Annotated in this window: 9 protein-coding genes; 4 read left to right on the forward strand and 5 right to left on the reverse strand. The window is 46.8% G+C overall.

Annotation, left to right across the window (positions count from 1 at the left end; genetic code table 11):
• Nucleotides 1–70: 70 nt before the first annotated feature.
• The 3 genes from MINF_RS04005 to glcF are packed head-to-tail and all read left to right on the forward strand — an operon-like array spanning nucleotide 71 to nucleotide 3888.
• Nucleotides 71–1528, forward strand: coding sequence for an FAD-linked oxidase C-terminal domain-containing protein (locus MINF_RS04005; RefSeq protein WP_048810142.1), 1458 nt, complete (start codon nucleotides 71–73; stop codon nucleotides 1526–1528).
• A gap of 4 nt (nucleotides 1529–1532) precedes the next feature.
• On the forward strand, nucleotides 1533–2615 hold the full coding sequence (gene glcE, locus MINF_RS04010) for a glycolate oxidase subunit GlcE (protein WP_238523545.1): 1083 nt from the start codon (nucleotides 1533–1535) through the stop codon (nucleotides 2613–2615).
• A gap of 22 nt (nucleotides 2616–2637) precedes the next feature.
• A complete protein-coding gene (glcF, locus tag MINF_RS04015) occupies nucleotides 2638–3888 on the forward strand; it encodes a glycolate oxidase subunit GlcF (RefSeq protein WP_012463234.1) in 1251 nt (416 codons plus the stop codon).
• A 5-nt stretch (nucleotides 3889–3893) separates the two neighbouring features.
• On the opposite strand, the gene MINF_RS04020 is transcribed toward glcF, so the two are convergent.
• From MINF_RS04020 to MINF_RS04035, 4 genes are all read right to left on the reverse strand, one after another.
• On the reverse strand, nucleotides 3894–4772 hold the full coding sequence (locus MINF_RS04020; protein ID WP_012463235.1) for a hypothetical protein: 879 nt from the start codon (nucleotides 4770–4772) through the stop codon (nucleotides 3894–3896).
• A gap of 87 nt (nucleotides 4773–4859) precedes the next feature.
• Entirely contained in the window at nucleotides 4860–6155 is a 1296-nt protein-coding gene (locus MINF_RS04025) for an efflux RND transporter periplasmic adaptor subunit (RefSeq protein ID WP_012463236.1), read from the reverse strand.
• Nucleotides 6139–7635: an efflux transporter outer membrane subunit gene (locus MINF_RS04030; protein WP_012463237.1), complete on the reverse strand. Its 1497-nt coding sequence runs from the start codon at nucleotides 7633–7635 to the stop codon at nucleotides 6139–6141. Before MINF_RS04030 ends, MINF_RS04025 begins: the two co-directional genes overlap by 17 nt.
• Nucleotides 7636–7700: 65 nt before the next feature.
• The gene (locus MINF_RS04035; RefSeq protein WP_012463238.1) at nucleotides 7701–9281 is read right to left on the reverse strand and encodes an MFS transporter; all 1581 of its coding nucleotides are present in this window, start codon (nucleotides 9279–9281) and stop codon (nucleotides 7701–7703) included.
• A 302-nt stretch (nucleotides 9282–9583) separates the two neighbouring features.
• Here MINF_RS04035 and MINF_RS04040 point away from each other — a divergent pair, with 302 nt between their 5' ends.
• Complete coding sequence (locus MINF_RS04040; RefSeq protein WP_012463239.1) at nucleotides 9584–11143, forward strand: MFS transporter; 1560 nt, start codon at nucleotides 9584–9586, stop codon at nucleotides 11141–11143.
• 12 nt (nucleotides 11144–11155) lie between these two features.
• On the opposite strand, the gene MINF_RS04045 is transcribed toward MINF_RS04040, so the two are convergent.
• Complete coding sequence (locus tag MINF_RS04045; RefSeq protein ID WP_012463240.1) at nucleotides 11156–13528, reverse strand: phosphoketolase family protein; 2373 nt, start codon at nucleotides 13526–13528, stop codon at nucleotides 11156–11158.
• Nucleotides 13529–13557: the final 29 nt, after the last annotated feature.

Raw genomic sequence — 13557 nt, forward strand, 5'->3', positions numbered from 1 at the left:
AGTAAAAACCACGAATGTATTAGAGAATTTCACTACATTGCTATTAATTAGGGATAAGCGGATAAAAAGTATGCCCAAACAAAGCGAGTTGATAAGGTCTCTTTTGGCCCTGTTTGATGAAAAAAAAATGATCTATGATCCAGAGAGGCTTACCGCCTATGAGTGTGATGGGCTCACCGCTTTTCGAGCTTTGCCCCTGGCCGTCTTGATCCCAGACAGTATCGAGGAGATTCTTGCCGTAGTGGAGGTTTGTAACCGCTATCAGGTTCCCCTCGTTGTCAGGGGAGGAGGAACGGGGCTTTCAGGAGGGGCAACCCCGATCGAAGGAGCCTTGGTGCTTAGCCTTGCTAGGCTTAACCGGGTATTGGAAATCGATCCTCAAAATCGAACGGCAAGGGTAGAGCCGGGGGTGACCAATATTCGGGTCAGCCAAGAAGCAGCTCCTTACGGGCTCTATTATTCTCCCGATCCTTCCTCCCAGCTGGCGTGCACGATTGGAGGAAATATTGCCGAGAATGCGGGAGGAATACATTGTTTAAAGTACGGGTTGACGGTCAACAACGTGCTCGGACTGAAATTGATCACGATGGAAGGAGAAATATTATCCATTGGAGGAAAAGCAGCAGAGAGTCCAGGCTACGATCTTTTGCCCTTGATAGTCGGCTCGGAAGGGTTGCTTGGAATAATTGTCGAGGCGACTTTGCGCCTGCTTCCCAAGCCGGAGTCTGCCCGGCTTGTTGTAGGTTGTTTTGACGCCGTAGCCAAGGCAGCCCAAACCGTCAGCCTTGTCCTTTCTTCGGGAATCATTCCCGCCGGGCTTGAAATGATGGATAAGCTTGTCCTCGATGCGGTTCAGTCTTTTGTTCCTGAAACTCTCCCGAGTTCAGCTCAAGCCGTCCTTCTTTGCGAGCTCGACGGGATGGTCGAAGAGGTTGAAGAGCAGAGCCTACGGGTTAAGCATATAATGACTAAGGCGGGAGCCGATGAAATCATTGTTTCTGGAGATGACGCCCAGAGAATGCGCCTTTGGAAGTGCAGGAAATCAGCCTTTCCGGCAATGGGTAGAATTTCACCCGATTATTATTGCATGGACGGGACAATCCCGAGAAAAAAACTGGGTTACTTGCTGGGAAAGATCGCAGAACTGTCCGATCAATATAATCTTAAGGTGGGAAACGTGTTTCATGCGGGCGACGGCAATCTCCATCCCCTTATTCTCTATGATCAGAGCATCCCCGGGGAGCTGGAAAAAGTGGAGAGTATGGGTGAAAAGATCCTGGAGCTTTGCGTTCAGGTTGGAGGATCCATAACGGGAGAACACGGGGTGGGGTTAGAAAAGCTGGGCCCGATGTGTTCCCAATTTTCCGCGGAAGAAATTGCACAGTTCCAGAGAGTAAAAAAGGCTTTCGATCCCCATTGCTTGCTGAACCCCGGCAAAGCGATCCCCACCCTTCATCGCTGCGCGGAATGGGGAAAGATGCATGTCCATGGGGGAAAAGATCCTTTCCCCGGTTTGGAAAGGTTTTAAGCCAATGAATAGGATGAATTCTTCCCTGTTGGTGCCGGAGCCAAGGACGGTAGAGATCGTTGATAAAGCAAGGGAATTGATCGGCTTAAAAAGGAAGATAAAAATCGTCGGGGGAGGGACAAAAGGCCGGTTGGGCAGAAAAGTGGAGGGCGAACTTCTCGATGTATCCGCTAACAAGGGCATCATTGAATACGATCCTGCTGAACTTTTCGTCACGGTTAAAAACGGGACTTCCGTGGCCTACCTCGAAGAAGTTCTCAAGCAGCAGGGACAATTTCTGCCTTTTGAACCTCCGCATTTAGGAAAGGAAGCCACGGTGGGCGGAGTGGTTGCCTGTGGGCTCTCCGGGCCTTCCAGGCCTTACTGGGGATCGCTCAAGGATTATCTTTTAGCAGTTAAAATCATCAATGGATTAGGCCAGGTGTTGAACTTTGGGAGTAAGGTCATTAAAAATGTAGCCGGTTTTGACCTGTTCAGGCTTATAGCCGGATCCCAAGGAACGCTGGGCATTATCCTGGAACTTACCTTTAAAGTCCTTCCCTTGCCGGAGAGTTCGATAACCGTTGTCCTGGAAAAAGGGGCAGGGGAAGCGGTAGGTTTTTTTTCCAACCTTTGGGCTCGACCCCTTCCCCTCTCGGCCGGGTGCTTTCATGAGGGAAAACTCTTTGTTCGATTTTCAGGATATGAAAAGTCGGTCAAAAGGGCGGTAAAAGAAATCGGAGGGGAGCTTTTAGACAATCCTGATCAATTCTGGCTCTCGGTAAAAGAAAGAACGCATCCTTTTTTTACCTCTTCGGAAAGATTATGGCGGTTTGTTCTTCCTCCCTCTACGGCCCTGCCTCCTTGGGATGGAGAGTGGTTCATCGATTGGGGAGGGGCCCAGAGATGGTGGAGAGGAAAGGGACAAAAGCCTGAAGAAATGTTTTCTTGGGCCATCCAATCCGGGGGATTCGGCTGGCTTTACGAGCAAGAGGAACTGGTCAGCTCTCCCTTGCCCTCGGCTCTCATGCACAGGCAAAAAAGACTAAAAGAAGCTTTTGATCCCCTTGGACTTTTAAATCCCGGAAGGATTTACGGGGAGTTTTGAAAAAAAAGAAAGTTAGGTTTTCATGGACACGCGGTTGGAAGAAAAGTTTAAAAAAGAGCCTTTGGCCATCGAGGCTCGAAAGCTGATCAAGGCTTGTGTTCATTGCGGTTATTGCAATGCAAGCTGTCCTACCTACCAGCTTTTAGGTGATGAATTGGATGGACCCCGAGGCCGGATCTATTTAATGAAATCTTTCTTGGAAGGCAGGCTAAGTGCAGAAAAAGTAAAGATGCATTTAGACCGCTGCTTGCTTTGCCAAGGTTGTGAAACGGCCTGTCCTTCAAGCGTCGAATATGGAAAGCTCGCGATTTTAGGCAAAGAAATCATTGAACAGAGCCTAAAACGCTCCTTCTTGGAAAGGCTGCTTTTCAATTTTCTGCTCCATGGCATTGCCGATAGGGAGAAGTTTTATTTTTTTTTAAGGATCTTCAATCTCCTGCGACCCCTTTTGCCCGGTGCCTTACGCCGTAAGCTTCCCCCCCTTTCAAAAGAAAAGGTGCGCCTTGAAAAATGGGCGAGGAAGGGGAGGGTAAGTCAAAGACGGCTGATCCTGTTTAAAGGTTGTGTTGAACCCGTGCTTTATCCTTCCGTGTTGAGGGCTGCGCGACACCTTTTCGGCAGGCTTGATATCGATCTTGTGGATATACCCAAAGAAGGGTGTTGTGGAGCCTTGGCTTATCATTTACCCAATAGGAAAAAAGCGGTTGCCCAGGCAAAAAAGAATATCGATCTATGGATTAAGCCCCTGCAGGATGGGGTGGAAGGCATCGTGGTTTGTTCTTCTGCCTGCTGCCAAATGATTAAAGAGTATGGTTCATTGCTTAAGGATGACAAAGAATATGGACAGAAGGCTTTGAAAATAGCGAGCAGGACTTTCGATCCTGTTGAAATTTTGGAAAAAGGGGATAGGCGACTTTTTTTGTTAGCCCCCGGCCTTGGAGCGGTAGCCTATCACAGTCCCTGTACTTCCCAACATGGCTTGAAAGGGCAGGGGAGGGTCGAAGCTTTTTTAAAGGCGCTCAACATTAAGCTATCCCCTATTGCCGATAGCCAGATGTGTTGTGGTTCGGCAGGACTGTACTCTTTAGTTCAGAAAGACATTTCCCAGAAGATCCTTGAATTGAAAATGAAAAACCTCCTGGGTGGAAACCCGTCGGTTATCCTTACGGCTAACGTGGGGTGTCGGTTACAGTTAGAACAACTTTCTCCTATTCCTGTCCTGCACTGGTTGGAGTACGTAGAGCGATTAATGCAAGAGGACTGCTGCCCGTAATCTTCTTACCAGAATACGTATTTAACACCCGCAACCCCGATGTACTGGAAGAAATTGCTCAAAGCAAAACTCGCTTTGGCAGCCGAGCTGGTCATGATGTCGAACCTCTCCACATTTTTAAAAATAGAAACGGAACTATCAAAGTAGATGAATTTGCCTTCGATAAAGATACTGAGATGATCGGTAAGATAATATTCAGCACCCAAGATTTCGGCTAATACAAAGGCTCCCGTTGTGCTTGAGTGGGTGACATCGGCTGCTCCCGCCGGAGCAAGACCCGTGATATTGGAAGCGGTGACGATTCCTCCTCCAACGCCAAATCCGATGTAAGGGGCAAAACGGTAAGGGGTAATAAGCTTGGTGATGTCATTGATGGTCATAATCCCTACGTTAAGTTGCATGTCCGGGCTCACGCTCTTCCCGTGAAATACGGGACCTGAGAAAGATCCGATATACCCGTTCATGGGGTTGGAATAACCCGCATAAAAGCCGTCAAATTCAACAGCTTCGGTAATCCTGTAGGGGGAGCGGCCGATTTTCCATCCCTTGAACTGGTAGCCCGCTTTTAATCCTCCAATTCCACCCCAGCTTCCTCCATAATTTCCCATGCCGATGTTACCCTGCGTATCGGTATAATTCCAACGGTCTGAATCGAGGTATCCGCCCCCTCCATAAAGGGCGGCATAAACCCCGCCGTGGTAATGAAAATCTTGATCGAGAGAAAAATTTTTCAATGATTTTGTAAGCTGCTCTTTTGCTCGAGCATCGGTATTTTCTACGGCTACGCTATCGTCATCCTTGAAATTGGCTGCCGAGTAAGCGGTGGTCCACAGGGGAGCAATAAGGAGGAAGACAAAAGAAAACAAAACTCTTTTTTGAATCATCTAAGTACCTTGTTATGAATGAGGATCTCTTTTTTTTGCCAAAAATTGAAATGATAGTCAAAATAAAATATTAAAAAAGTTAATGATTTATTCATGATTTTCTTTTCTTTCTAACGGTAGGGGTTGGGGCAGGCGGTTTTTGTAAAGGTTGGCTTCAATGACCTTTTGAATCAACTGGTCGGCTCCATCAAGTTCCCTTTCATAAACGTGAGCCTCGTATTTTTCTTTGGGAAACTTGACAAGTGAACTCAAAATATGCTCGCCTTTTTTGCCTACATGGGTGACGGCTATAACAGAAAGGCCGGGCCTGAGGGGATGTTTTTTTAATTCTTCGCTGGAGAGCCTTATCCTTACGGGGACCCTTTCGACGATATGAATGTAGTTGCCTGTAGCATTTTCAGGAGGAAGCAGGGCAAAGGCGCTTCCCGTTCCGGGATGCAATCCTTCGACTTGACCGTGGTAGATAAGCCTTCTTCCGTAATAATCCACGGTTATGGTAACGGGTTGGCCCGGACGAATTTTTTTCATTTCTCTTTCCCTGTAGTTTGCTTCTACCCAGAGGTAGTCGAGGGGAACAACAGAAAGCAGGTAAGTATCCGGACGCACTTCATCCCCGGGTTGGACTTTCCTGTTGGCAATATAACCTGTAACGGGAGCATAAACTTCCCTACGGACATAATCAAGGTAAGCATTTTTTAATTCGCTTGCCGCCTGCTTGACGAGGGGATGATCTTCGATCTTGGTGTTGAATATTTGTGATTCGGCGTCGTTTAAAGAAGCCTGGTCTTGATTGACTTGGGCTTCCAGTTCCCTGACTTGTTGTTCGGTGTCGTCGACCAGTTGTTCGGAAACAGCTCCATAGGATACAACGCTTTTGTAGCGTGCCAGATCATGTTTTAGCCTATCTAACCTGGCTATTTCGGCAAGCAGCCGATTCCTGTTCACTTGAACTTGGAAAAAAAGGTCTTCTACCCTTCTCACCGTTTCTCCCAGGTTGGCTTCGGCTCGTTCCAAGGCAACACGGGAATCCAGCCGATCTAACCTCACCAGGACATCTCCCTGGTGAACGAGCTGGGTGTTTTCATAAAGAACCTCGGTCACGACCCCGCTGACTTGTGACTTCAAGGGAACGAGGTTGCCTATAACATAGGCATCGTTGGTAATGACATAGCGGCTAAAGATAAAAAGCCAGAGAAGAAAATAAAGGGCCCCCAAAAAAAGGATGGCCAGAGACACAAGAACAAGCCTCCTGTTGCGAATGACCCTCCTGCGGTATTTGGGGGGAGTGGAAGCAACAATAGATCGGTTTAAAAGCCTCACCCATTTTTTCCATTGACTGCCCCTCTTTTCTCTCTTTTCTTCGGATTCATTCAATGGAGTCATATCCTCCTCCTAAAGCTAAGAAAAGCCCGACCGCAGCCTCTAAATGTTCGGCCGTTCTACCGCTTAATGTTATTTGAGACTGGATCAATGTATATTGCAAATCCAACAGGTCGGTTTTCGTATTGATCCCAGCCGAGAAAAGCCTGGCTGAAAGTTCAGCGTTGGATTTAGCGGCATGGGTTGATTGCTCCTGGGATTCAAGGTTTTTATCCGTTTCCTTCCAGACGGCTAAGGCATCGGCTACTTGCTGAAAGGCCGATAGAAGGGTGCTATTGTAATTTTCGACGGCGATATTGTATTCTTCCTGGGCAACGACGAGTTCGGCACTGAGCCTTCCCCCGGTAAAGATCGGTAAGTTCCAGGCAGGACCGGCAATATACAAAAGGGGCAAGGCGGGATTAAGAAATAGGGTGGCGAAATTCAAGGTTTCGAAACCGACTAAGCTGACCAGGTCAAGGTTAGGATAGAATGCCGTCTTGGTCACTTTAACTTGGTGGGCCAAGGCTTCGGCCCTCCACTTACTTACAGCCACGTCAGGTCTTCTTCCGAGGAGATCCAGGGGGAGGCTTTGGGGTAAAGGAAACCTTTTGGGAAAGTGGGGTTCTTTGGCCAAAATCGTTTTACCCCAATCGGGACTTTGGCCTGCAAGCCTGGCAATTTCATCGCGAAGGATCTTTGTCTCTCTTTCCAGGCTATTGACTTGCTGGGTGACGGTTTGCAACCTCTGTTCAATAGTATGAACGGGAAGGAGGTTTTCAATACCACTCTTTTTTCTCATCTGCACCAGCTTTAAGAGTTCTTGCATGATCTGTTGACCGCTGCGGGCAAGCTCTAGCTCTTCTTCAGCCGAAGCCAATCGAATGTAGCGACTTGCCAAGGTCGTGCTTAAAAAGAGCCTGGACAGGGCAAATTCGGCCTCTGTTGCCCTGGCCATTCCAATGGCTGCCCGGACTCGGGCTTTATCTTCTCCCCACAGATCGAGATGGTAGTTGGCAAGGGCGGGAATCACGCTCCAGAAAAAGAAGCTGTTGTCCCCAAAAGGACCAAAAAAGCTGCTTCCCGGAAGTTGAAGAACTCCGAAGGGAACGGGAAAAAGAAACTGGGTGGAATAAAAGGAGGGCAGGTAGCGGCTCCGGGCCCCTGCAGCCACTGCCCACGCCTGGTGGATTCTTGCCAAGGAGGCTTTCAAGTCCGGGTTTTTCCCCAGGGCTATAGTGATAATCCGGTTCATTTCGGGGGAGTGAAACCCTTCCCACCAGTTATTCAAGGGCCATTTTTTGACGATCTTTTCAGAAGAAGGGTCAAATTCCGTGGAGAGGGTTTGCTTGATTTGGGGTGGTTCTATGGGTGTGGATATGCGGGTGTCCTTAGGCAATGTCGCACACCCGCACAGAAATAGGGTTACCCCAAGTAGGATTAAAAGAATCCATGAAGAAAAAGCTCTATCCTTTACCGATCTTTCAATGACAAGATAAATCATTTTATTTTATCAGCTTATAAAATACTTACATTTTGTTAACTTTTTAGACAGCCATTATAGAAAGGTTAAGAAAATTTTTCTTTATTCCTTTTTCCCAGCGAGGGGAACCAAACGAGCAGGGCCATAAAGAAAAATATCCAACTGCAGAGCCGGTAGGTGTCGTCCAGAGCAAGGATAACGGAATGGTTGGCAGCTTGTTCTACAAGCTTGGATTGGATTTGTAGATCCGTAAGACCTAGCCCTCTCAAGGAATCAATGAGCTGCATACTTTCAGGGTTTTGCCCGGAAAATGATTCGACGAGTCTTGTCTGTTGAAAATCTCTCCTGTGTTCCATGACCATTGTCCCTAGCAGTCCCCCGCCCCAGGTAAGAAAATAGGTCCGTAAAAGAATCCCTGTATTGACCGCCGATTCCTGGTTTTTTCGGGATAGTCTATGGATAGCCATCGCATTTAATGGAGGGATCAGTCCTACATAGGCCCCGTTTAGTACCTGGCTCAGGAGGACGTATTGGTTAAAAAACTGGTCAAAAAAAGCCCTTTTTCTAAAAAAATCGTAGTATCCGGTCCAATAGCAAAAAATACCCAGGATGGCTAAGAGAAGAGAAGCAAGCAGCCGAGGATCCATTCTAGGAGATAGGAAGACGGAGGCGGGATAAAGAAAGGGCAGGAAAAAAAGGAGGGGGGCCATGGCTAAACCCGCTTGGAAAGAGGAAAAATTGGTCGCACTTTTTAAAAGTTGCAAGTTAAAAACCAGGGTTGAAAAAAGCCCGTAAACGAGGGCAAAGGAGATAGGAGCCACGATCACGGAAACGACAAAGGTTGGTTTTAAAAAAAGTTTGACATTCACAAAAGGTTTTTTTTCGCCTGTTTCCCATACGATGAAGTAGACGAGTGAAATGGTCCCAAAAATAAAAAGGAGGTCAATGAAAGTGGAATTATACCAGTCTTCATCCTGGCCTCGAGTGACGAGGGTTTGAAAACAGAGGGCGGAAAAGAAAAGGAGCATAAATCCAACCCAGTCAAAGGAGACTTTTTCTCTCTTATGCTCGGGAGGTTTTTCAGGAAGAAAAAGCATAATCCAGCTTGCAATGAGCCCACAGAAAAGATGCAGGGAAAAACTCGTAAGGAAATAGGCCCTCCAACCGAAATTTTCATTGATGAAACCTCCTAGTACGGGGCCGAAACCGAAAACAGACACCTGAAGAAAACCGAAGTAGGCGCTAACAAACGGCCAGCGGTTGATGGGATAGTAGTCAAGGAGATTGAGTTGGCATAGCGTCATGGTGCTTCCTCCTGAAATGCCCAAAAGAAGCCTATAGAAAAGAGATAGATAGTAGTCAGTGCTTACGGCAACAACAAAATCAAAAAGGGCAAAAAAGCAGATGGCCCAAAGTAGGGATCTAACCCTTCCTAAGGCCCGATCAAGCCATGGCCCTATAAACAGACCAAAAGCTTGACCCGCAAAATAAATCGTGGATATCCAGGAAGCGTGACTGGGACTTACTCCCAAATCTCCTGCCGGGTAGAGGTTAAAAGTGGCGTAAGCAGGAGGGCTATAAGTTCCCAGGAGAAATTCGATACTGAGCACCGCTTGTAATAGAATAAGAAAAAAGGGACGGACTTTCTTTTGGGGTTCTAAAGGCATTTTTCTCTATCACATTCAAATGACAATTTCCCTAAAAACTAAAGCTTATAATTTAGATTATTAATTTTTTTTCAAAATATAAAGCAATTTATAAGAGAAATTTTATCGTTCCTCTGGAAATACTATTAATAATATCAATGCAAATTTATTTTTTCTTATTTTTTCGATAACAAAAAAGAGTTGTTTTCAAAAGGATGGAAAATAGGTTTTATCCTTTAGCTTTTTAAATAGGTATAAGGAATATTAATAAAGGGCAACGCGTCATTATATTCATATTTATATTGGAATGATAAATATATTTTATGAATAAACCTCATGCGGTGGCTTCACGGAGAAATTTGTCGCAAAAGTTTCCTTTTGCCTTTGTCTTGCTGCATTTTGTCTTGGCTGCTGAATTTTTATTGGCGGTTTACAGCTCTTCAAGCTATGCGGTCATGAACAGGCATGCCGTGGGTGAACTGGGACAAAGTCCGAGTCATGCCACCTGGACTTCGACGATTTTCTTTGTAGGAAGGGCATTGGGCATGTTTCTAAGCCCATGGCTTTCCCAAGCATGGGGTAGGGTTCGGTCTCTTTTGAGTGCGGTCGTCGTTCTGATCGTGTGTAATTTTATCCTGGCCTATACGGGGGACTTTTACCTTTTCCTTGGCATGAGGTTGCCCTTGGGATTGGCTGCAGGAGCCGTAATGATGCTTTGTCAATACGTGCTCATGGATTTCTACCCAGTAAATAAATGGCCTTTTGTGACCACTCTCTTTGGGTTCCTGCTCATGACTACTTTTGGTTTGGGACCGACTGTTGGAGGTTTAATGCAGGAACTCCACTGGAACTGGAGAGATTATTTTACCGCCAATTTCGCATTGCATGGGCTGTGTTTAATGTTCCTCTGGGTTTTCCTCGGGAAAAGAGAGGAAAAAATCAGCCATGTTCATTTCGATGGGGTTGGTTTTTTATTGATCACCCTTTGTTTTTTTTCCTTTCAAACCCTTGCTTCCCGGGGGCAAGACGAAGACTGGTATAATTCTTTGTTTATAAATGTCCTTTTTTTCTTGGGCGTTGTTTCTTTGATCTTTTTTTTCATTTGGGAATTAGCAGAAAAAGATCCCTTTTTTAACGTGCGTCTTTTTTTGATTCCTAATTTCTTGATTGCAAACTTAATCGGCCCCCTTTCTTTTGGAGCTCTTTACGGAGCCTTTTCTATCCTCATTGGGGCTCTTCAACAAGTAGGTTACAGCTCTTTTCTTTCCACCTTAGCTCTGCCTCCGATGCTTTTGGTTCTTCCCTTTCTTTACCCTTTGTCTATCTACTTGTCGAATCGTTCCGATCCCAGGCCCATAGCAAGCTTTTGTTTTGGATTACTTGCCCTTTTTTGTTACATGACGAGCACCTACGATTTTTTTAACCGGCGGTCATTTTTTGTCCAATCCGTTTTGCTTTCCCAGATCTTTTTGGGAGGGATGGTGGGCATCCTTCCCCCCCTTAACCGCATCTGTATTGAAGGACTTTCGCCTCGCCATCAGCAAATGGCCATTAACTGCGGTATTCTTCTTAGAACTTTTTCTTTTACCGTGGGTTCTGGACTTCTGGGCACACTTCTTGAACACCGCAGCGTCTTTCAACTGCGCCGATTGGTAGAAACCCGCAGTATGTTCGATCCTCAAGTTGTAGAGTTCCTGCAAAAACTCAGGGATTTGGGACTGGATTCTTTGCAAGCATTAAAAGTCTATGCAGAGACAGTCATCCAACGAAGCTATATCCTGGCAGTGGATGATACCTTTCGGTTCTGTGCGGTTCTTTATTTAATCATAACCTTTTGGATATGGGCTACGAAAATTAAAAAATTAAGAAAGGAAAGCTCATGAAGAGAAGTTTTCCTACTGCTCCGCCGCCGGGTTAGACCATGTCCAATTTTTTATCTCGGGCATGTCATCGAGATGCGTCCGGACAAAGGTCGAGTGTTCGACGATCTTCTGTTCAAAGAAACCGATTAATTCTTCGGCTTTGCTTCGAAGATGGGGAATCCCCTTGAGAGCATACTTGATGGCGTCAATAGCCAAATTGTATCGACTCATCTTGTTTAATATAACCATGTCGAAAGATGTAGTGGTTGTCCCTTCTTCTTGGTAGCCACGAACGTGAAATCTGCCGGGATTGGGCCTTCCATGAACAAGATCGTGAACCATCCGGGGATACCCATGAAATGCGAAAAGTACGGGTTGAGAAGCGCTAAAGAGATTAATGAAATTGATATCATCCATTCCATGGGGATGGTAGGCTGGGGGAGAAAGGGTCATGAGGTCAACGACATTCACGACTCTTACCTTGAGCTCGGGAAAATGCTTTTGCAAAAGCCAAGAAGCAGCAACGGTTTCGAGGGTAGGGACATCCCCGGCACATCCGAGGATAATGTCTGGATTGCCCCTGTCATTGCTTGCCCACGACCATAGAGAAGCTCCCCGGGCGCAATGGGCCCGAGCCTCGTTCATGTCTAACCAGTCCAGGGAAGGTTGTTTTTCGGCGATGACCAGGTTAATATAGTTTCTGCTTCTTAGGCAGTGATCCATCACGGCGAGCAGGGTATTGGTATCGGCAGGGAGATATATCCTGATTACATGGCCCTTTTTGTTGATCAGGGTATCGATAAATCCCGGTCCCTGGTGAGTATAACCATCATATTCCTGCCGCCAAACGTGGGAAGACAAAAGATAGTTTAAGGAAGCTATGGGCTTTCTCCAAGGAATCTCTCGGTAGAGTTTTAGCCATTTGGCATGCTGGCTGGCCATGGAATCGAGGATCATGGCAAAAGCTTCGTAAGAGACTAACAAGCCATGTCCTCCGCTGAGCAGATAGCCCTCAAGCCATCCTTGACAGCAGTGTTCACTCAAAATTTCCATTACTCTTCCATCTGGAGAAAGATGGTCATCCTCTGGATACGTCTTGGAAACAAAACAGCGGTTTGTTACCTCGAATACCGCGGAGAGCCGGTTGGAATCGGTTTCATCGGGACAAAATAGGCGGAAGTTGTTGGGATTTCTCCGCATCACGTCACGAATGTATTTTCCCAAGACATGGGTGGGTTCAGAAAAGGAGCTCCCCGGTTGCTTGACGGGCACCCTGTATTCGGTGAAATCGGGCAACGCCAAGTCTACGAGCAAGCCACCTCCATTAGCATAGGGATTTGATCCCATCCGAAGGGTTCCTTTTGGGGCGAGGGCTTGCAGATCCTCTCTGAGCTTTCCTTTTTCATCAAAAAGCTTTTCAGGATGGTAACTTTTGAGCCAAGATTCGAGAATTTTTAAATGTTCAGGATTTTCTCGCACGTCCATGAGCGGGCTCCTATGAGAACGGTAGGTGCCTTCGATCCGTACTCCATCTACTTCTTTTGGTCCCGTCCATCCGTCGGGAGTCCTGAATATGATGATGGGCCATTTGGGCTTACCCTTCAGCCTCTTTTCCTTGGCTTCGTTTTGGATTTGTCGAATGGCCAAGTAAGCTTTATCGAGAACCTGGGCTAGCTCTGTGTGGACCTTGTAGGGATCACTGCCGCAAACAAAGAAAGGCTCGTATCCTAAACCGGAAAAATAGAGGGCTATATCTTGATCCTCCATCCTTCCAAAAAGGGTTGGACCCGAGAGTTTACCGTCATTGACGTGGAAAAAGGGAAGGACGGCTCCATCCCTGGAAGGATTCAGAAAATTGATCGATTGCCAGCTTGCGGCTAGGGGTCCCGTCTCCGCTTCCCCATCGCTTACCACTGCAGCAACAATAAGCTCTGGATGATCAAAGGCCGCTCCAAAGGCGTGCAGAAGAGAATAACCCAACTCCCCTCCTTCATGGATCGATCCGGGTGTCATCGCGCTCACGTGGCTGGGAACCCCTCCAGGAGACGAGAATTGCCTGCAAAAGAGGGTAAGCCCATCGATATCCTGGGTTATTTCCGGGTAAAATTCCGTATAGGTCCCTTCCAGGTAGAGATTGGCGAGTATTGCCGATGAACAATGGCCGGGACCGGTTATGAAAAGGAATTGGGAGTTGGTTTTCTGGATTAACCGGTTGAGCTGGACGTAAATGAGATTAAGACCGGGAGCAGATCCCCAATGTCCACGGATCCGGGGTTTAAGGTGTTCGGATTTTAAAGGGACGCGCAAAAGGGGGTTTTCTTTTAAATAAAATTGGGCTGCTGAAAGATAGTTTGCCGCATTCCAATACTCCACGTAGAGATCGATGTTTTCCAGCTCAGCGCTCATGGGATGCCTCCTTGTCTTCGGTGTTCTTG

The organism is Methylacidiphilum infernorum V4, from assembly GCF_000019665.1.
GTDB classification, from domain to species: domain Bacteria; phylum Verrucomicrobiota; class Verrucomicrobiia; order Methylacidiphilales; family Methylacidiphilaceae; genus Methylacidiphilum; species Methylacidiphilum infernorum.